14 protein-coding genes are annotated in these 21,128 nt (G+C 62.4%); 3 read left to right on the forward strand and 11 right to left on the reverse strand.

The annotated features are described in order from the left end of the window. Positions 1 to 268 precede the first annotated feature (268 nt). On the reverse strand, positions 269 to 511 hold the full coding sequence (locus JFT44_RS20495) for a DUF2789 domain-containing protein (protein WP_057957941.1): 243 nt from the start codon (positions 509 to 511) through the stop codon (positions 269 to 271). A 149-nt stretch (positions 512 to 660) separates the two neighbouring features. On the opposite strand from JFT44_RS20495, the gene JFT44_RS20500 reads away from it, so the two are divergent. Both JFT44_RS20500 and JFT44_RS20505 read left to right on the forward strand, forming a co-directional pair. Further along, positions 661 to 2,817, forward strand: a complete 2,157-nt coding sequence (locus tag JFT44_RS20500) for an outer membrane assembly lipoprotein YfiO (protein ID WP_120731183.1) — start codon at positions 661 to 663, stop codon at positions 2,815 to 2,817. 4 nt (positions 2,818 to 2,821) lie between these two features. Beyond that, positions 2,822 to 3,529, forward strand: coding sequence for a DUF3142 domain-containing protein (locus JFT44_RS20505; RefSeq protein ID WP_186625051.1), 708 nt, complete (start codon positions 2,822 to 2,824; stop codon positions 3,527 to 3,529). Between the two features lie 43 nt (positions 3,530 to 3,572). On the opposite strand, the gene JFT44_RS20510 is transcribed toward JFT44_RS20505, so the two are convergent. The 10 genes from JFT44_RS20510 to JFT44_RS20555 form a co-directional block, all read right to left on the reverse strand. After that, positions 3,573 to 6,026, reverse strand: coding sequence for a TonB-dependent siderophore receptor (locus tag JFT44_RS20510; protein ID WP_198831077.1), 2,454 nt, complete (start codon positions 6,024 to 6,026; stop codon positions 3,573 to 3,575). Positions 6,027 to 6,253: 227 nt separating this feature from the next. Continuing rightward, a complete protein-coding gene (locus JFT44_RS20515) occupies positions 6,254 to 7,210 on the reverse strand; it encodes a FecR domain-containing protein (RefSeq protein WP_198831078.1) in 957 nt (318 codons plus the stop codon). Continuing rightward, on the reverse strand, positions 7,207 to 7,716 hold the full coding sequence (locus JFT44_RS20520) for a sigma-70 family RNA polymerase sigma factor (RefSeq protein WP_057438940.1): 510 nt from the start codon (positions 7,714 to 7,716) through the stop codon (positions 7,207 to 7,209). The genes JFT44_RS20515 and JFT44_RS20520 overlap by 4 nt, the downstream gene beginning before the upstream one ends. A 73-nt stretch (positions 7,717 to 7,789) precedes the next feature. Further along, positions 7,790 to 9,235 carry an efflux transporter outer membrane subunit gene (locus JFT44_RS20525; RefSeq protein ID WP_120731179.1) on the reverse strand — a complete coding sequence of 482 codons (1,446 nt, stop codon included), beginning with the start codon at positions 9,233 to 9,235 and terminating at the stop codon, positions 7,790 to 7,792. After that, positions 9,232 to 10,290 carry an HlyD family secretion protein gene (locus tag JFT44_RS20530; protein WP_057438939.1) on the reverse strand — a complete coding sequence of 353 codons (1,059 nt, stop codon included), beginning with the start codon at positions 10,288 to 10,290 and terminating at the stop codon, positions 9,232 to 9,234. Before JFT44_RS20530 ends, JFT44_RS20525 begins: the two co-directional genes overlap by 4 nt. A gap of 25 nt (positions 10,291 to 10,315) precedes the next feature. Further along, positions 10,316 to 11,851, reverse strand: coding sequence for an MFS transporter (locus JFT44_RS20535; RefSeq protein WP_057438938.1), 1,536 nt, complete (start codon positions 11,849 to 11,851; stop codon positions 10,316 to 10,318). A 232-nt stretch (positions 11,852 to 12,083) separates the two neighbouring features. Continuing rightward, a complete protein-coding gene (locus JFT44_RS20540) occupies positions 12,084 to 13,004 on the reverse strand; it encodes a LysR family transcriptional regulator (RefSeq protein ID WP_057444856.1) in 921 nt (306 codons plus the stop codon). 332 nt (positions 13,005 to 13,336) lie between these two features. Beyond that, positions 13,337 to 14,695: an HlyD family type I secretion periplasmic adaptor subunit gene (locus JFT44_RS20545; protein WP_115129340.1), complete on the reverse strand. Its 1,359-nt coding sequence runs from the start codon at positions 14,693 to 14,695 to the stop codon at positions 13,337 to 13,339. Continuing rightward, positions 14,688 to 16,844, reverse strand: coding sequence for a type I secretion system permease/ATPase (locus tag JFT44_RS20550; protein ID WP_057438933.1), 2,157 nt, complete (start codon positions 16,842 to 16,844; stop codon positions 14,688 to 14,690). The genes JFT44_RS20545 and JFT44_RS20550 overlap by 8 nt, the downstream gene beginning before the upstream one ends. 41 nt (positions 16,845 to 16,885) lie before the next feature. Next, positions 16,886 to 18,232 (reverse strand): TolC family outer membrane protein, encoded by a 1,347-nt coding sequence (locus tag JFT44_RS20555; protein ID WP_057438932.1) that lies wholly within the window; start codon positions 18,230 to 18,232, stop codon positions 16,886 to 16,888. A 339-nt stretch (positions 18,233 to 18,571) separates the two neighbouring features. Between JFT44_RS20555 and JFT44_RS20560 the strand changes: the two genes are divergently transcribed. Next, positions 18,572 to 21,128: retention module-containing protein (locus tag JFT44_RS20560; protein ID WP_198831079.1), on the forward strand; the 2,557-nt coding region annotated here is incomplete at its 3' end.

Here is a 21,128-nt window from a genome sequence, read left to right on the forward strand (position 1 = left end):
TGAAGGGTTTCGAGGGTTTGAGGCACGAGGTCATTCGCATACAGTTAGTTTGCTAACTATCAATATGGTGGAGGAATGGAATCTCGTCAAGTTTTGATACAAATTCACAGATAGGCGGTGGGGCCCCTATAACGCGCCGCCTCTGTGGGAGCTGTCGAGCCTTGGCGAGGCTGCGGTGGCAGTAGCACTGCTGGCATTGATGTTGGCTGATCCACCGCTATCGCAGCCTCGCTCGGGCTAGACAGCTGCCACATTCGAATGAGTTCACTTAAGCACGGCTGCTGCGCAACAGCACATTCAACTCATCCACCACTTCCGCCCAATCCGCATCCTCCAGAATTTCTTCGCGTAGAAACGCCTTCTGGCTACCCGTCCAGAAAAACGCATCTTCGAGTTTCAACTCCGGCTTGAGCGGCGAATGCACCGCAACAAAACGCTCAATGCTGGTGGCGTCATCGGGCAGCCCGAGCTGTTTGAACAACGACGGCAGGCTGTGAACAGGCGATTGCATGGCAACTCCAAAAAATCAGTGATTGCCCTCAGTCTAGACCGATAAAACCACAGATTGGCAGCCATTCGTGCAACATTTTGCAATGTTCACGCTATCATCTTCACCTTTCGCCCAGTGGCATTCACGGACTCCCGGAATAAGGACAATTCATGCGCATCGGTCTTCTGTCATCCCTGACCCTGGCACTGTGTGCCGCCTTTTCCCTGCAGGCCCAGGCCAGCGGCGACGACTCGTGCTACCCCGACTGGCGCGTGTCCCAGGATTCGCTGACCGCCTGCAGCAACATGCCATTCCTGAGCCCCGGCAATGACAGCCGGACCAACCTGCGCCTGTTGCTCGCGGCAAAAAAGAACGCGCCCCTGACCCCTAATGCGCTGGGTGAAGATGACCTGGCCCAGGGCTTCGGCCCGGTGCCGTTCCCGGTGTATCGCCTGGTGCCGCACCCGCCCGAAGGGCAGACGGGCGAAGAGCAAGGCACGGAGCTTGCGCAACTGTTGGCCTCGCTGGGCATCCAGCGCGAGGCCACGGCGGCGGCAGGCGATCAGTTTTTGTGGGGCGAAGGCAGCCGCTGCCGCAGCAACAATGTGCAGAGTGCCACCGACTTTGTGCGCCAAGTGATCAAGGCCGATGTGCCGGCGAATGAGCGAGTGCTGCTGGCCAATGCGCGCCTGAAATTGCTCGGCACCTGCGACTGGCAGGGGGAAGTGCTGCTGGAGCCGCAGTTGATCACTTCCACCCAGGGTCGCGAGCTGACCACCTACCTGCTCGCCGCTTCCGACTTTTACAGCGGGCGCTTTGTGTATGCCGAGCGCGGGTTTGCTGCGGTGACCCTGACCACACTGCCATGGCTCAAAGAAACGGCGGTGTACATGATCGCCCGCGCGTCGCTCAACCATGCCCAGGAAAACGCCTTCGATGAATACGGCCTACCCCAGCGCCAGGCTGTGGATAAGTCCGCGCTGGACGAAGCCGAGCACAGTTTCCTCAGCTACCTGAAAACTTATCCACAGGGTGAGTACGCCCCTTCCGCCCGTGGCCTGTTGCGCCGGGTGCACTGGTTGGCGGGCGATGCGAGCAAGCTGGCGGACGATTACGCCTGGCAACTGACCGAGGCCAGCGATGCCGAGCGCAATGGCTCCATTGATGAACTGGTGGAAGAAACCGACAACAAGCTGCTGACCAGCTACGCCGAGACCATCCGCAACCCATTGTTGCTGGCGATCAACGACCTGATGTGGATGCGCGCCAACAACCCGCCCAAGCTGACCCGCGCCACTCTCGACGGGCAAAAGGCCGCGTTTGCCAACGAGCCGGCGCTGTACGACTACTTGCAGGCGGCGTTCGCCCTGTATGTCGAGCACCAGCCAGACAACGCGTTGAAACATCTGCCACAAGAGCTGCCGTCGAGCCTGGATTACTTGGCCTTCAGCCAGCAAACCCTGCGCGGCCTGGCCCTGGAAGCCAAGCAGGACTGGAAAGGCGCCGAGGCGCTGTGGCTGCAACTGCTACCCCTGGCCAAGCAGCCCTTGCAGCGCGACCAACTGGAACTGGCCCTGGCGATGAACTACGAACGCAGCGGCCAATTGGCCAAGGTGTTCGCCGCCGACTCGCCGATCCAGACCAAGCAAGTGCGCTATATCCTGCTGCGCAGCGTGGCCGGGCCCGAGTTGCTGCGCCAGCAGATCAGCCAGGCCAGCGACCCGCTGGAGCGCAGTACCGCGCAATTTGTTTTGCTCTACAAAGACCTGCTGCGCGGCCAGTTCGCGACCTTTGCCGAGGACTTGCAGCAACTGCCGGCCTCGCCTGCCGCCGACAAGATCGGCACCAGCCTGGGCTATGTGTACGACGGCGGTCAGGCACTGACGCTGTTCCGCTGGAGCGGCGACAAGGCCGCCTCCGGCTACACCTGCCCGACCATCGCGCAAACCGCCAGCACCTTGCAGAGCGAGCCGAAAGACCCCCACGGCCTCAACTGCCTGGGTGAGTTCATCCTGCGCAACGGCCTGGATGGCATGCCCCTGGAAGAAGTGCGCTCGGCCGGTAGCCTGGGCAGCACCGCATCGGCCTTCAAAGGCGAAACCTTCTCCCGGCTCGAGGGTTACAAACAAGTCATCGCCAACCCCAAGGCGCCCCGTGACGACAAGGCCTATGCACTGTTCCGGGCGATCAACTGCTATGCGCCGTCGGGCTACAACAGCTGCGGCGGCGAAGATGTGGACAAGGCGGTGCGCAAGGGCTGGTTCCGCCAGTTGAAAACCGGGTTTGCCGACACCCAGTGGGGCAAGTCGCTGCAGTACTACTGGTAAGCCGGTGAAAGGTTTCTGGCTGGCGCTGCTGGTACTGGCGAGCCCGGCCTTCGGCGCGGTCGATGCCCGCGACTATGAGGCCTTCTGGCTGTGGAGCGGGGTCGCGCCACAGCCGGTGCTCAAGCAGGCCAAGACGCTGTACATCCTCCAGGGCCAGATCAACTCGACCCGCCGCCAGCCCTCACGCGGCGTGCAGTTCATCGCCCAGGGCATGAGCGTGCCGCGCATCCGCCAGGGCGAAGTGTGGATTGTCTACCGCGCCCACACCTTGCGCTGGCCAGAGCCGGTCTACACAAAAATGCTCGGCCAGGTGCAACGCTGGCGCGCAGCGGGCAACCCGGTGGTGGGCATCCAGATCGACTTCGACGCCCGCACCCAGTACCTGCATGAATACGCCGACTTCCTCAACGACCTGCGCCAGCGCCTGCCAAAGGATTTGCGCCTGAGCATCACCGGCCTGATGGACTGGAGCAGCAACGCCGACCCGGCCGCCATCGCCCAGCTCAAGGGCGTGGTGGATGAAGTGGTGGTGCAGACCTATCAGGGCCGCCACAGCATCCCCGATTACGCGGCGTACCTGCCACGGATGAACCGGCTGGGAATGCCGTTCAAGATTGGCTTGATCCAGGGCGGGCAGTGGCAGGAACCGGGGTATTTGCAGGGGAATGAGTGGTTTCGGGGGTATGTGGTGTTTTTGCAGAATCCGGGTTGAACCCTGTAGGAGCCGGCTTGCCGGTTCCTACAGGGGTAGCGTCTTACCAGTCGTAAGTCAGGCTCGACACCACCGTACGCCCTTCGCCGTAGTAGCAATCCAGATCGCTGGTGCACTGCGACACATAGGTTTTATTGGCAAGGTTCTGCACATTCATCGCCAACTTCACGCCTTTAAGCTTGAGAGCCGAGGCGCCCAGGTCGTAGCTCAGGCTGGCATCGTAGACGGTGTAGGACGGCACCGTGAACGCGCCGGCAACGTAGTCACCCATGCTGCTGCGCGTGTAGCGGGCCCCCAGGCCTGCGCCGAGACCAGCCAGCGGGGTGTCACCGATCACGGTGTAGTTGACCCACAACGCGGCCGTCAGGGGTGAGATACCGGCCGGGTGGCGGCCTTCGCGACCTTCGTTGTCCTTGGTGTACTTGATGTCGTTGCGCGCCGCCGAAGCGACCACATCCCAGGAATCGTTCAGCACCGCCTTGGCTTCGAACTCGACGCCGCGCGAACGCATGGCGCCGCTCTGGCTGCTGAAGTTGCTCGGCGGGTTGGCCGTCAGGATGTTTTCCTGGTCCAGTTGATAGACCGAGACCTGCACAAAACTTTCCTGGCCCGGTGGCTGGTACTTCACCCCGACTTCGTACTGGTTGCCTGTGGACGGGTCGAAAGGCTTATGGTTTACATCGGTGCCGGACAGCGGCAGGAAGGACTCCGAGTAACTGATAAACGGCGCCAGGCCGTTATCGAACAGGTACACCAGGCCCGCACGGCCGGTGAAGGCCTGATCCTTGCTGCTGGTGCGATCGTCGCTCAGCGGCGCCTTGTTGACCACATTGGCCCAGTCATAGCGCCCACCCAGCACCAGTGCCCATTTGTCCCACTTGATCTGGTCCTGCACGTACAGGCCGGTCTGGGTGATGGTGTTGTCCCAGCGATACGGCTGGCCGAAATTCAGCGGCTGGCCATACACCGGGTTGAATAGATCAATGATCGGTGGGGTGCGGTCGTAGAGGCCGAGGAACCTGGAGTTGAAGTGGTAGTAATCCAGACCCACGATCAAGGTGTGGGAGAACTCGCCAGTGGTGAATTCGGCCTGGGCGATGTTATCCACGCCAATCACTTTGTTGTTCTGCCTCCAGTCCACGCCGAAGCGCTCCAGGTAGCGTTGATCCATGGCGCCAGTGGCCGGGTTGGCAACAAAACGGTAGCCGTGCAACGGCGCCACATAGCGGTCGTCCACTTCGGCATAGCGCGCGTTTTGCTTGAGGGTCCAGGTGTCGTTCAAGCGATGGGACAACTCGTAGCCGAAGGCAAATTGTTCGCGATTGTACTTGTTGACACCCGGCTCGCCGATAAACACATCACGGTCGATCTTGCCGTTGGGGTTGCGCCAGACCGTGCCGGATGCGGGCAGGCCCTGGGCCTCGGGCATGCCCTTGTCTTTCTGGTACTGGGCGAACAGGGTCAGGCTGGTGTCGTCGTTGGGCCGCCAGGTCAGGCTTGGCGCAATGAATTGGCGGCGGTTTTCGAAGTAGTCGATCTCGCCTTGCTCGTCCTTGAGGCGCCCGGTAAGGCGATAGAACAACTGCCCTTGATCATCCAGCGGACCACTGAGGTCGATGGCCGCGCTTTTGTGCTCGTAGGTGCCGGCTTCGAGTACCACTTGGCGCACCGGGGTCTCGCTGGGACGCTTGCTGACCATATTGACGATGCCGCCGGGCTGGTTGTGGCCGTACAGCACCGACGCCGGGCCCTTGAGCACCTCGATGCGCTCCAGGGAATAGGGCTCGATCTGCAACGCTCCGCCGGTACTGCCGCCACCGTAAGGCAGGTGTAGACCGTCGAGGTACAAGGGTGTCGGCGAAAAGCCACGGGATGTGGGTTCGTCGAACAGCTTCACCCGGTCGGAGAAGCCGCCGGCACTCATGCCAGGGGTGTAGAGCAGCGCCTGGGTCACGCTTTGCGCGCCGCGCGCCTTGATTTCGGCGGCGCTGATCACGTTGATGGTCTGGGGGATTTCCACCAGCGCCGCATCGGTCTTGCTGCCCGTGGCGCTGCGGGTGGCGACGATGCCGTCGACCGGGCCCCAGGCGTTTTCCTGGTGCTGCTGGGCGCTGATCTGGGTCGCCCCCAGTTGCACCGCGCCGTCCCCCGCGAGGGCCTGCACCGACCAACCGCTCCCGGCCTGCATCGCCACCAGGCCGCTGCCGGCCAACAGGCGCTCCAAGCCCGGCCCGGTGGCATAGCGCCCCTGCAAACCAGGGCTGCGCTTGCCGGACGTCAGTGAGGCGTCCACCGAGAGCAAAATCCCCGAAGCGCTGGCGAAACGGTTCAACGCCTGGTCCAGGCTGCCGGCAGGGATGTTGTATTGGCGCAAGGCCTCGCCGGCGCTCTCCTGGGCCTGGACCAGGGTCGGGACGAGCGGCACAGTCGCCAGCACACTGACAAACAGGCCACGACGCAGAGCGCGGGCCAGGGGTTGGATTGGATGGTGCGGCATTGCAGGACTCCCCGTGAGAACGCTTCTTGATTGGCTTTCAAGAAGTAACCCGGACGGGATTGGAAAACCGACAAAGAAAAATGAAAAAAAATGCGGCCACTGACTTTCCACACCAAAACACCCATCAATGTAGGAGCTGGCTTGCCTGCGATAGCGGTGTATCAGTGACAGATGGGCCAACTGACCCACCGCTATCGCAGGCAAGCCAGCGCCCAAAGTTGATCGAGTCAAACCCTGGCTTTGAGGGTGACCCAATAGCGGGTCACCGCCTGTACCCGCACCGGCAGTGAGCGCTCAAGGGCGGCGAGGATCGCGTCGGTGTCATTCAGCGGAAACACGCCGGTCAGTAACAAGCCGGAGATGGCCTCGTCACAGCGCAACACCCCCGGACGATAGCGACTCAGCTCAGCCACAAACCGCCCCAGTGGCTGGCGCTCGGCAATCAGGCGGTGCTGGGTCCAACTGCTGGCGTTGGCATCCAGCGCGGTCACTGCCGAGGTCTGTGTCGCACTGAACCACAGGCTGTCACCCGCCTTCATCAGCACCGGCACACCCTGCACCGGGCGGACCTGTAAGCGCCCTTCATAGAGGTCGACGCGGCTGCCGTCGTGCAGTTCGCGCACGGCAAAGCGGGTGCCCAGGGCCTGGATATCGCCCGCGGTGGTTTCGACGATCAGCGGCCGGGATGGGTCGTGGCCGCTGGTCAGCAGGATCTCGCCGCGAATCAGGCGGATGCGCCGCTCAGTGGCACTGAAGCGCAGGTCGACGGCGCTGTCGCTGTTGAGGTCCAGCTGGGTGCCGTCGCTCAGGGTCAGGTGGCGAATCTCGCCGGTGGCGGTGCGATGCTCGGCAAACGCCGCCTGCCACGGCTGGCTGCCCTGGACCAGGTAGCCGCTGCCGCCGGCCACCAGCAACAGCCCAAGCAGTTTCAACGCCGCCCGACGCTGGGGGTCCGGCGTGTCACGCAACACCGCGCGGGCGCTGTCGGCGGGGACGCCGCCCAAGGTCTGCTGCAACTGCTGCAAACGCTGCCAGGCACGACGATGCTCCGGGTCGGCGGCCTGCCAACGGGCAAAGGCCTGGCGCTGGGCCCCGTCGAGTTCGCCGCCCCATTGCAGCATCAACCACTCGCTGGCCTGCTCGACCACAGCCTGGGCAATCGGCGCGTCATGGCGGGCTCTCATTCTTCGTAGACCACCTGGTAGCAGGCGATGATCGCGCGGGTCATGTACTTCTGCACCGAGCTGACCGTCACCCCCAGGCGTTCGGCGATCTGCGCGTAGGTCAGGCCTTCGAACTGCGACAGCAGGAACGCGCGGCGCACGTTCTCGGGCATGCGGTCGAGCATGGCGTCGATCTGCATCAGGGTTTCGAGGATCAACGCGCGGGTTTCCAGGCTCGGCGACTCGGGTTCCGGCAAGTGGGCAATGCTTTGCAGGTAGGCGCGCTCGATCCGCAAGCGGCGCCATTGGTCGATCACCAGGTTGCGGGCGATCTGCGTCAGGTAGCTGCGGCTTTCTTGGGCACCGGGAAAACGCCCCGACACCAGCAGGCGCAGGAAGGTATCCTGCGCCACGTCGGCTGCGTGCTCGCGGTCGCCCAGGCGCTTGCGCAGCCAGCCTTGCAGCCAGCCATGATGGTCGCGGTACAGGAGATGAAGCTGTTGCTGGCCGTCAGTCGCGGTGTCCATGAATTGCTCGGATACACTATTGAGAGCAATTATCATTACAGCTTGTATCGCGACTGGCAAAAAACTTTATCTGTTACCGCCCGGCGGTCTGCACCGGATACACCGACTCCCAGCCCCCGCCCAGCGCCTTGTACAGGCCGACCATGGCCAGGGACACGCCGGTGGAGCTTTCCACCCATTGCTCCTGGGTCGCCAGCAACGCGCTCTGCACCGTGAGGACGTTGACGAAATCCACCACCCCTTCGACGTATTGGTGCTGGGCGGTGTCCAGGGCGATCTGGTTCTGGCGCACCGCTTCGGCCAGGCTGTCGCGGCGCAGTTGGCTGGCGTTGTAGCGGGTCAACTGGTCGTCGATTTCATGCCAGGCGCGCAGCACGGTCTGCTGGTACGCCAAGGCCGCTTCCTGCTGCTGGGCTTCGCGCAGGTCGAGCATGCCCTGCAGGCGGCCACCGTTGAACAGCGGCAGGCTAAGCGACGGGCCGAAAGCAAAGGTGCGCGAGCCCCAGGAGCCCAGATCCGACAATTGCATGGCCTGGGAACCGAGGCTGCCCGACAGGGTGATCCGTGGGTAGAAGTCACCTTTGGCCACGCCGATGCTGGCGGTCGCCGCATGCAGGCGCGCCTCGGCCTGGCGGATATCCGGGCGGCGCTGTGCCAGTTGCGACGGCAGGCCAATCGCAACCTGGCGCTGGGTCTGGGGCACCGCGGCGTCCGGCGACAGCTGCGCATGCAAGGCTTGCGGAGCCTGGCCCATCAACAGGCTCAGGGCATTGATCAACTGGTCCTGGCGCTGTTGCAAATCCGGCAGGCGCGCTTCGATGGCGGCTACTTGCGCAGCGGCTTCAGCGACATCCAGGTGAGTGGCCACGCCATCGGCCAAACGCAGTTGCGAGAGCTTCAGGCTACGGCGCGCCACGTCGAGGTTTTGCTCGGTGACCGCACGGGTGCTTTGCACGCCGCGCAGTTGGATGTAGTCCTGGGCGGTCTCGGCCAGCACCGATAGCAGCACCGTGCGGCGGTCGTTTTCCGCCACTTGCAGGGTGGCGTCGGCGGCTTCGGTTTCACGCCGTACCCGGCCCCAGAAGTCCAGCTCCCAGGAGGCGGCGAAACCGGCGTCCCACAGGTTGAAGGCCGAACGGCCGTTGTTGCCGGATGGATCGCTCAGGCCATTGGCGCTATTGCGTTTGCGCCCGTAGTTGCCATCGGCGCTGAGCTCTGGATAGCGCCCGGCGGTCGTCACCTGGCGTACTGCGCGGCTCTGTTGCAAGCGGCTGCTGGCCAGTTTCAGGTCGAGGTTGTCGGTCAATGCCCGGCGCACCAGGGCTGACAGTTGCGGGTCGTGGAACACATCCCACCACTGTTCTTCCAACGGGTCGCTGACCGCCCGGCTGGCGGCCTGGCGGCCCTGGGGCTCGGCCCATTGCGTCGCTGGCTGGGCATCGGGCCGTTTAAAATCCGGGCCGACGGTGCAGGCACCCAAGCTAATCAGGCTGAGAGTAAGCAGCGCGAGTTTTCTCATTGCTGCGCCACCTCACGTTGCTGCGCAGTGGGATGGGTATTGACGCTGGCCTCCACCGACATCCCGACCCGCAGGCGATGGACCTGTGCCTGACCCGGCTCCAGGATGATTTTCACCGGGATGCGCTGCACCACCTTGGTGAAGTTGCCGGTGGCGTTGTCTGGTTTGACCGAGGCGAAGGTCACGCCCGTGGCCGGCGCCAGGCTTTCCAGGTGGCCGTTGAGGACTTCACCGTCGAGGCTGTCGACCCGCACTTCAACCGCCTGGCCGGCGTGCATATGGGACAGTTGGTTTTCCTGGAAATTGGCCACCACATAGGCGTCGGCCAACGGCACCACGGCGAGGATCTTGCTGCCCGGGGTGACAAAGGCGCCGACCCGTACCGCCCGCTCACCGACCATGCCATCCACCGGCGCGACGATGCGCGTGTACGACAGTTGATAGCTGGCCATTTCCAGCGCCGCCTGGGCGCGTTTCAAGCCGCCTTCGGCGGCATCGCGCTGGGCGCTGAGAATCTCCACCTGCTTGCGTTCGGCAGCCAACACCGCCGTGGCGTTGGCCAGGCGTGCGGTGGCCTGGTCGATGCGGGTCCTGGCTTGCTGGGCGTTCTGCACCGTACCGGCACCGACACCGGCGAGGTGGTTGTAGCGGTTCAATTCGTGCTCGGCAAAGGCCACCTCGGCGCGATCGGCGGCCACCGTGGCCTGGGCCTGGGCGATCACCGAGCTCTGCCGCTCAAGGGTGGCCACCGCGTTTTTCAGCTGGGCCTGGGCCATCAGGGTCTCGGCATCGGCGGCCTGGGCGGCGGCGCGCAAGTCACGGTCGTCGATCAGCGCCAGCAACTGCCCGGCCTTGACCTGTTGGTTGTCTTCCACCAACACCTCTTTGATAAACCCGGCGACCCGTGGCGCCACCAGGGTGTAGTCGGCGGCGACGAAGGCGTCGTTGGTGGTCTGGCGCTTACTGCCAAACACACCCGGCGCCAGCAGGTACACCAGCACGCCCACGGCGAATAGGCTGATAACAGTCACGGCAATCTGGTCTTTGCGTTTCATAAAAATCCTTGGTCTGCGTCAGCAATCAAGCGGGTGCGCGCGGCGGAAAAATCCGCGTCGGCATCCAGAAAATCAGGAGGATCAACGCCACCGCGACACCGGCCATGACGTAATAAAGATCCGAAGAAGTCAGCACTACGGCCTGCTGGTGCAGCCGGTGGGCCAGGCCCGTGGCGTCGCTGTCGGCCAGGGGCGAGTTGCCCAGGGCGTCCACCAGCATGGTCGAGTGGAAATGCAGGCGGTGGGTGGTCAGCACCTCGATCACCCCGGTGGCGACCACCGCCGCCAGGCCCTTGACCGTGTTGAACCAGGCCGAGGCAAACGGCCCGTCGGCGGGCACGATGCTGCCGGTGGACAGCATCAACAGCGGCAACACCGCCATCGGCTGCCCGAAGATTTGCAGCAGTTGCAGCACGTAGAACTCGTCACGAATCCACGCCGAGGTCAGTTGCGCCCCGCCGATGCACGACAGGGTCAGCATGCCCAGGCCAATCCCCAGCACCCAGCGGCAGTCGACCCAGCGCAGGTTGCACAGGGCGGCCACCAGGGGCAGCGCGATCAGCTGCGGCAGGGCCATGATCAGCATCACCGGCGCGGTTTGCAGCGGCCGGTAGCCCTGCACCTGCGCCAGGTAGCTGGACGGCAGGATGATCACCGCCTGCAACACCACCAGCACCCCGGCCAGCACGATCAGGGCGAAGGCCAGGTTGCGCAGGCCAAGCATCTGCAACTTGAAGAACGGCATCGGGTGTGACCATTCATTGAGCATGAACAGCACCAACAACAGCACCCCGCCTATCAGCAGCGTGGTGATCAGCGGCGACTCGAACCAGTCCAGGCGGTTGCCCTGCAAGATGCCGATCACCAGCATGCAGATCGCCGGGAAGCCCAGCAGCAGGCCGCGCCAGTTGAACTGCTTGAGGCGCTCCAGGCGCAACGGGTCCTGGGGCAAGCCATAGGCCACGGCGGCCATGGCCAGCAGGCACGGCGCGACGATCTGCCAGAACGCCCACTGCCAGCCGACGTATTCGGTCCAGAGTGCTGCCAACGGCGTGCCGAGGCTGGGGCCGAAGGTGGCGGTCAGGGCGTAGCCGGCCAGGCCGTAGAGTTTGACGTTGGCCGGTAAAAACCGCAGGGCCACGGTCATCAGCATCGGCGGCAACGCGCCGCCGGCCAGGCCTTGCAGGGTGCGCAGCACCAGCAGGCTTTCGTAGTTCGGCGCCAGCGGGCAAAGCACCCCCAGCAGGGTAAACAGGCCGATGGCCCACAGGGTGAAACGGCGCAGCGAAAACGTCACCGAACACCATGGGGCAAAGGCCATGGCCGAGACGGAGGTGGCGGTGTAGGCCGCGACCAGCCAGGTGCCTTCGTCAAACCCGATGTACAGCGCACCGCGAATATCGGCGAGGGCGACCTTGGTCACCATTTCGTTCAGGCCCGAGACCAGCACCGCCAGCAGCACGCCGACCAGGCCGATGATGATCCGTGGGCCGAACACAGGGGGGCTGACGGCGGCGGGTTTGGCGGTGGCCAAGGGCGCGGGGGCAGCGAGGGACGTCATGAAAGTACAACTCGGCAATAGAATACCCGAGCAGTTTAATAAGGCTTAGACATGACGAAAACTGACTTATCGGAAGGTTATAACTGCACCAGACGCAATGATTGAATGTGGGAGGTGGCTTACCTGCGGTAGCGATGTGTCAGCTAAGGCATCTGTCACTGACACACCGCTATCGCAGGCAAGCCAGCTCCCACACAAGCCAGGCTAGCTCCACACATTTTGATCGTGGTCGTCAGGTGGGTTGGGCTTCGCGCCAGGTCGCGGCGCAGCTTTCGCGCATGGTTTCACGCAGCCATTTGTGCGCCGGGTCTTTGTCGAAGCGCGGGTGCCAGGCCTGGGTCAGGACCAGGGTCGGCAGGGAGATCGGCAGGGTAAATGCGCGCAGTGGCAGTTTCAGGCGATTGGCGCTGTAGAGCGCTTCCTTGGGCACGGGCAGGATCAGGTCGGAGTCAGGCAGCATAAACATCGCACCGTGAAACCCCGGCGCGATCATCGCCACCCGGCGTTCCAGGCCCTGGGCGCTGAGGGCGGTGTCGATCGGCCCTCGGGCGATACCGCGACGCGAGATGCTGATATGGGAATAGCTGGCAAAGCGCGCAGCGGTGATTTCTTCATCGAACAACGGGTGGCCTTCGCGGGCCAGGCCGACGAAGGTGGTGGAGAACAGGTTCTGCACCTTCACTTCCGGGGTAATCGGCATGGTGTTACCGACGCGCAGGTCCAGGCGCCCTTCGCGCAAGGCTTCGTCATCGCTGTCGCCTTCCGGGACAAAGCGCAGCTCGCAATGGGGCGCCACCCGCTCCATGGTGTCGAATAAACGACCGCCGTATACGCCGACAAAAAAGTCATTGGCGCGCACGCTGAACCGTCGGCGCAAGGTGCTCAGGTCAACCTCGTCCGCCGAGCGGAACAACAACGCCGCCTGCTCCACCACGTTGCGCACCTGGCCTTGCAACTCCAGGGCCTTGGGCGTGGGCACCAGACCGCGACCGGCGCGCACCAGGATCGGATCGCCCACCGCTTCGCGAATGCGCGTCAGGGTGCGGCTCATCGCCGCCGGGCTCAGGTTCATCCGCCGCGCGGCACCCACCACGCTGCCCTCGTCGAGCAAGGCGTCGAGGGCCACCAGCAGGTTCATATCCGGTAATTGCATGCCAAGCACTCGTGATGGGTTTGGAGTACAGCGCACGCAATCGTAGCAGGCTTTACCGGTACTGTTTCTACTGCGTCAGGTAACTTTAGGCGGTGGGCAAGGCGGCTGTGGTGGCGGATATAAGATCACTCTCTGGCAGTCAGGAGAGTGACTTTAAATACCGTTAGAGAATAACGATATGGCCTTTTTGCGGTAGGGCTGAGGGATGGGGTGAAGTTGAGGGCCCCTTCGCGAGCAAGCCCGCTCCCACATTCGACCGATTTCCAACATAGGAATGCGGTTGAGTGTGGGAGCGGGCTTGCTCGCGATGAGGCCCGCCCAGACACTGAAGATCAACGCTCCTGCAGCGACTCCGCCCGGGCCTTGATGATGGGCTTGAGCAGGTAGCTGAGGATGGTTTTCTTGCCGGTAATGATATCGACCGAAGCGACCATGCCGGGGATGATGATCAGCGGCTTCTCATCGGTACCCAGGTGGCTGCGGTCGGTGCGCAAGGTGATCATGTAGTAGGTGGTTTTCTTGTCTTCGTCGGTGATGGTGTCGGCACCGATGCGCTCCAGCTTGGCCTTGAGGCCGCCGTAGATGGTGTAGTCATAGGCGGTGAACTTGACCACAGCCTCTTGTCCCGGGTGCAGGAAGGCAATGTCTTGCGGGCGGATCTTGGCTTCCACCAGCAGGGTGTCGTCCAACGGGACGATTTCTACCATGTCGCTGCCCGGCTGGATCACCCCACCGATGGTGTTGACCAGCAGTTGCTTGACGATCCCGCGCACCGGCGAGGTGACCAGGGTCCGGCTCACCCGGTCTTCGAGGGCTTTGCCGGTGGCCTGGGCCTTGTTCAAGTCGGTGCGGGCTTCGTTGAGCTCGGTCAGGGCTTCACTGCGATACTTACCGCGAGTCTCGTCGATCTTGCGCTGTACTTCCTTGATCGCCGAGTCGGCACGGGGGATGGCCAGGGTGGTGGCGTCCAGTTGGCCACGGGTTTCCATTTCTGCGCGCTTGAGGCGCAGTACTTCCACCGGCGACACCGCACCCTGGGCGACCAGGGGTTCGGACATGTTGATTTCCTGGCGCTGCAACGACAGCTGGTTACGGTACTGGCTCTGTTTGGAGGTGTACTCGCGCATTTCTTGCTGGCGCTGGGTCAGTTGTTCCTGCAAGCCGCCGATTTCGTCCTTGAACTGCTGGCGCCGGCTTTCGTACAGCGACTGCTCGTTGATGGCCTGGGTGGGCGCAGCGGCCCGCACATCTTCAGGGATGTTCAACGGCCGGTCTTCGACCTGGGCGCTCAAGCGCTCGATACGCAACAGTAGGGACAGGCGCTGGGCCTCGGTTTCCCCGGCGTTGGAGACAAAACGTGTGTCGTCCAGGCGAATCAGCGGCGCACCGGCTTCGACGATCTGCCCTTCCTTGACGAACAGCTCGGCAACGATGCCGCCTTCCAGGTTCTGGATCTTCTGCAGCTTGGAGGAAGGGATGGCCTTGCCATCACCGCGCGTGACTTCGTCGACCTTGGCAAAGCCGGCCCACAGCAACATGCACAGGAAAAACCCGATGATCCCCCAGATGGTCAGCCGCACCACGCGCGGGGCATCTTCGATCAGGGCCTTCTTGACCTCTGGCAGTGGCTGGCCGTCCAGCGAATCGGAACCGATAAAGTAACGACGGACTGCGTCCTTGAATTTACGCAACACTGATCTGCCCCTTCTTCAACGCTTCCATCACTACGGCTTTCGGACCATCGGCGAGGATTTGCCCACGGTCGATGACCAACAAGCGGTCCACCAGGGACAACAGCGACGCCCGGTGTGTCACCAGCACCACGGTCTTGTTTTCCACAACGGATTGCAGGCGCTGTTTAAGGCGTTCTTCACCGGTGTTGTCCATGGCGCTGGTCGGTTCGTCCAGCAGCAGGATAGGCGGGTTGAGCAGCAGGGCACGGGCCAGGGCGACGTTTTGTCGCTGACCGCCAGAGAGGTTCTGGCCTCGCTCGCCCACTTGCAGTTCGTAGCCTTGCGGGTGCAGACGGGCAAATTCGTGGACGCCGGCCAGTTCGGCGGCTTGCAGCACCACTTCGTCTTCAACGTAGCGGGCGCCGGAGACCAGATTGTCGCGCAGGGTGCCGGCCAGTAGTTGAATGTCCTGAGGCACATAGCCGACGTTGTGGCGCAGTTCGCTGACGTCGATCTGGCGAATGTCCACCCCGTCCACCAGCAGGGCGCCGGAGTCGGGCTGGTAGAGGCCGACGATCAGCTTGGCCAGGGAGCTTTTGCCCGAACCGCTGCGCCCGATGATGCCAATTTTCTCGCCGGGCTTGATCACCAGGTTGATGTTCTTGAGCGCCATGTTCTGCTGGTTGGGGTAGGTAAAGTTCAGGCCCCGGCACTCGATGGCCCCTTGCAGGGTGCGGCGGCTCAAGGGACGCTCTTCGAAGTTGCGCTCCTGAGGCAGTTCCATCATCTGGTCGGTGGAGACCATGGTGACTTTGGCCTGCTGGTAGCGGGTCATCAGGCCCGACAGCGACGCCAGGGGGCTGAGGGCGCGGCCACTGAGCATGTAGCAGGCAATCAGGCCGCCCATGCTGAGGTTGCCGCCGATGATCTGGTAGACCCCGAAGACAATCATGATCACACCCGCCAGTTGCTGGATCAGCAGGGTGATGTTCATCGACAGCCCAGAGAGCATTTTCACCCGCAATTCAAGGCGGCTGAGGGTGCCAATGGTCTGCTCCCACTGGTACTGGCGCTCGCTTTCCGCGTTGTTGACCTTGACCGCATCCAGCCCGGCCAGGGTTTCGATCAGGCTCGACTGGCGCTCGGAGGCCAGGGCCATGGTGCGTTCCATGGTGGCCACCAGCGGTTTTTGCAGCAGGTAACCGATGCCCAGGGCAATCGGGAAAGCCAGCATGGGGATCCACACCAGGTGCCCGCCGAGGATGGCGATCACCATGAAGATCAGCAGGGTGAACGGCAAGTCGATCAGGCTGGTGAGGGTCAGAGACGCGAGGAAGTCGCGCAGGCTCTGAAACTCGTGGATGTTCTGGGCGAAACTGCCGACCCGCGCCGGGCGGTACTTCATCGACATGCCGACGATCCGCTCGAACAGCGTGGCCGAGATGATCAGGTCGGTTTTTTTGCCGGCCAGGTCCAGGCACAGACTGCGCAAGCTCTTGAGGACCAGGTCGAAGACGTAGGCGATGAAAATACCGGTGGCCAGCACCCACAGGGTGGCGGTGGCCTGGTTCGGCACCACGCGGTCGTAGACGTTCATCACGAACAGCGGCGCGGCCATGGCAATCAGGTTGATCAGGAAACTGGCAGCGATGGCATCGGCGTAGAGCCAACGCGAACGCTTGAGGGTGTCGCGAAACCACGAACGGGCCCGAGGGATCAGGGTGCCGTGGCTGACATCGAATTTGTGCTGGGGCTGGGCAAAAAACACTTTGCCGATGTAGTCATCGGCCAAGGCTTGACGCTTGACGATGGTTTCACCGCCATCGCTTTCGCTGAGCAGAACCTGGGCCTCGTCTTCACCCTGCCAGCCGAGCAGCACGGCACTCCGGCCGTCCTTGAGCAACAGCAGCGCCGGCATGGCAATCGCGGGGATCGAATCGAGCTTGCGTTGCAGCAGCCGGCCTTGCAAACCGGCGCGGGCCGCGGCCCGGGCCAGCAAATCGGCGGTCAGCTGCTGTGACGGCAATGGCAGACCGGTGGTCAGCATTGCCGCACTGGCAGGCTTCTGGTGCAGGGCACAGAGAGCCAACAACCCGTCGAGTAACGGGTCGTCGTGCAATGTGCGTGGATCATGACTGAGATGGACTCGACTAACTTCTGATTCCACGCGGGCTCTCTCAACTAACGGATGGGTCTATAAGGAATAGCTCAATTCATCCCCGGCAGTTGAACTTTCGGCTTCACATCGTTCTGGACGACGGAGGCCATCGGTGCGACCACTCCCTGGCTCTTGAGCAACTCGCCCATGGTCGCCTTGATTCGGTACTGAGTAAATAACTGAACGTTTTTTATCTCTTCCAGACGACGCGAAGCGGTGAACAGTTCGTTTTCACTGTCGAGCAAGTCGAGCAGGGTCCGCTCGCCCAGGCTGAATTGCTTCTGGTAAGCGCCGCGTACTTTGCTGCTGTGGTCGACGTATTGCTGGGCAATCGGCACCTGGGCATTGGCGTTGTTCATGGCGTTCCAGGCCAGGCCCAGTTCTTCGTTCAACTGGCGCAAGGCGTTATTGCGGATATCCAGGGCCTGGTTGGACTGGTAGGACTTGGACTCCAGCTCGGCTTTGTTGCTGCCACCGGCGTACAGGTTGAAGCGCATACGCAGCATCGCTTCCCAGCCATTGTTGTGGCTGGCGTCGCCGTCGATGTTGTTGTCGGCGTTGCGGCCCAACTCGGCGTCGAAGCGTGGGTAGAAGGAAGACTTGGCGGCTTCGTATTGTTTTTCGGCGGCGGCGATGTCGGATTCGGCCGAGCGCAGGATTGGGCTGTTATCCAGCATCTGGCGACGTGCTTCGTTCAGGTCTGCAGGCAGCATCGCCATGAAGCTGGGCGGACGCTCCAATTGATCGGCTTCCTGGCCGACAGCGCTCAGGTAGTTGGTCTGGGCATCGGCCAGGTTGGTCTGCTCGGTGATCACGTTGTTGCGGGCCTGGGCCAGACGGGCTTCGGCCTGGTCCAGGTCAGCCCCGCTGCCGACGCCGCGCTGGGTGCGCAACTTGATCTGGTCGTAAATGCGCTCGTGGTTACGCAGGTTGTCTTCAGCCAGGCGCACGAATTCACGACGGGTCAGGACGTCCAGATAAACCTGGGCTACCGTTAATGCAGTGCGCTCGGAAGTGCCAAGCAACGAAAACGCGCGGGAGTTAACGGTGGCTTGTTGACGCCCAACTTCACTGGAGGTGGCAAAACCGTCAAAAACCATTTGCTGCAGACGCAGGCTCGACTCACCGCGATTGAGGGTGTCCCAATGGCCACCACGGGCACGGGTGGACGAGCTGTCGGTGCCTTCACGGCCATAACCGGCGTTCAGGTCGACACGGGGCAGGTAACCGCCCTTGGCCGCACGCAATTGATAGTCAGCCGCGATACGAGCATTGACACCTGCCTGAATCTCAGGGTGCACATCCAGCGCTTGCTGCATGGCCTGGGGCAGGGTTTGGGCTTGTACGAAACTGGCGGCGAGAACGAACGGTATTGCCTTAAGCAGGTGCAAACGCATTTAAGAATCCCCAGGACTTCTTGTCTCAAGTCACAGCAACTTGGCGTGCTGCGTTAGAAAATGGCTACCGTAATGACCGTACGTCGGAAAGTTCAAAAGCGGAACTGGTTCACACATGTAGGACGGTTCGCCGCGTGAATATCAATGTGACATTAGCGAGGCGATTGTTTAGGATGGCGCCAAGAAGGTCAATAGTTTGGCATAAAGTAAATCGCCAAAAAATACAGCCAATTATTTGACGTCATTCGTTTTATAAACTACGCACCTCCCAGGCTGATGAATCCCATCAGATCTCAGCCCTAGGAACACCCACAGAATGGATCGCCGGAGAAATCTTCAATGAGCAGTGTTGTTGCCATCGTCAAAAGCATTGTTGGCCAAGTTTTCGTCATTTCTCCGGAAGGGGCCCGCCGGGTGCTTGTTGAAGGTGATCGCCTTTTTGCCGGCGACCAGATAGACACCGGTATGTCGGGCGCAGTCAGCCTGGAGCTGGCCGATGGTCGCACCCTGGACCTGGGCCGTGACACCCAGTGGAGCGCCACCGCGCCCGACTCCAGCACGGACCTGGCACAAGCCACCGCACAGGCTGCACCGTCGGTTGCCGAACTGCAGCAGGCAATCGCCGCCGGCGCTGACCCGACCACCGAGCTGGAAGCCACCGCCGCAGGCGCGGCAGCTGCTGGCACCGGCGCTGCGGGGGGCGGTCACAGCTTTGTGATGCTCGATGAGACCGCAGGCTCGGTTGATCCGACCATTGGTTTCCCGACGGCTGGCCTGGGTTTCGGTACCAATGCGTTGACCAACGAACTCGGCGGGCAGCCGACCGACCCGCTCACGGCAGCGCCTTTGCCGTCGACCCTGTCCCTGAGCGCCACCCCGACCATCACCGAAGCCGGCGGCGTGCTGACCTACACCGCTACGGTGACCCAGCCGTCTACCAGCAACCTGACCGTCACCCTGTCCAACGGCGCGGTGATCACCATCCCGGCCGGCCAGGTGACTGGCTCCGTGAATGTGCCCCTGGCGCCTAATGACAGCCCGTACATCGACCCAGGCCAGATCAGCGTCACCGTCACTGGCACCACCGGCGGTAACAACCTGATCGTGACCGTCGACCCGACGCCGGCCGTCACCCAGATCACCGACACCATCGACACCACCACCGTGACCCTGACAGCAGGCGAAACGGTGACCGAAGGCGGTCAGATCACCTACACCGCGACCTTGACCAACCCGGCGCAGACGCCCGTCACCATTACCTTGAGCAACGGCTCGGTGATCAACATCGAGGCAGGTAAGTCCACCGGTACAGTGGTGGTCGAGACACCGGCCAACGACGTCTACAACAATGGCAGCACGGTCAGCACCACCATCACCGGGGCAACCGGTGGCAACTTCGAAAACCTGGTGCCCAACACCACACCAGCCGTCACCACGATTACCGATTCGGTCGACGACACCGGCGTGACCCTCACCGCCACTAACACCGTCACCGAAGGCGGCCAGATCACCTACACCGCGACGCTGACCAACCCGGCGCAAACCCCCGTGACCGTGACCTTGTCCAACGGCTCGGTGATCACCATCAAGGCCGGCGAGTCCGTCGGTACCGTGGTGGTCGACACCCCGGCGAACGACGTCTACGTCAACGGCAGCACCGTCACGACGACCATCACCGGCACGACCGGTGGCAACTTTGAAAACCTGGTGCCCAACACCACGCCAGCCGTCACCACCATCACCGATTCGGTCGACACCACCACCGTAACGCTGACTGCGCCAGGCGATGTCAGCGAAGGCGGGCAGATTACCTACACCGCCACGCTCTCCAATAAAGCCGACACTGACGTTACGCTGAAGCTGGATAACGGGTCGACCATCATCATCAAGGCGGGCGAAACCGTCGGCTCCGTCACCGTCGATGCTCCAGGCGATGATGTGTTTGTCGACAAAAGCACGCAAACCGTAAAGATCGTCGAGACTACTGGCGGCAACTTCGAAAAACTGGAAGTGGCCGGTGACGGCGCGACTACCACCATCAACGACACTATCGACAAGGTCGATGTGGTCCTGACTGCGACTACCACCGTGGGCGAAGGCGGTAATATCGTCTACACCGCGTCGCTGGTGGACAAGGCAGGTAACCCGGTCACCAACACCACCAATCCGTTGACCGTGACGCTGGACAATGGCCAGACCATCACCATTGGTGTCGGCCAATCCGCTGGCACTGCCACCACTGTTGCGCCGAACGACGTGTATGAGGGCAACCAGACCGTCACCACCGCTATCACCAATGTGACCGGCGGCGCGCATTTCGAAAACCTGGTACCTGGCACCACGCCGGTCAACACCACCGTGACCGACACACCCGGCACCACCGACACCACCACCGTCACCCTGACCGCGCCAGGCGAGGCCGACGAAGGTGGCAACATCACCTACACCGCGACCTTGAGCAACAAGGCCGGCAGCGACCTGACCCTGACCTTGAGCAATGGTGACGTCATCACTATCGCCAAGGGCGAGACGACAGGCCAGGTGACGTCCAAGGCACCGAGCGACGACGTATTCAAAGATGCAGGTCCGATCAACGTCACGATCAATCCGGACATCGTGGGTGGTGGTTTCGAGAAGCTTGATATCGCACCGGGTGGGGCGACGACGCAGATCAACGACACTATCGACAAGGTTGATGTGGTACTGACTGCTACTAAAACTGTGGGTGAAGGCGGCGAGATCGTCTACACCGCTACCTTGGTAGATAAGAACGGCGCGCCGGTGACTAACATCACCAGCCCTGTGACCGTGACCCTGGATAACAACCAGGTCATCACCATCGGTGTGAACCAGTCGAGCGGTACTGTTTCGACTACAGCTCCGGATGACGTGTACA

The sequence above is a fragment of the Pseudomonas sp. MF5691 genome (genome assembly GCF_016405645.1).
Lineage (GTDB): Bacteria > Pseudomonadota > Gammaproteobacteria > Pseudomonadales > Pseudomonadaceae > Aquipseudomonas > Aquipseudomonas shahriarae.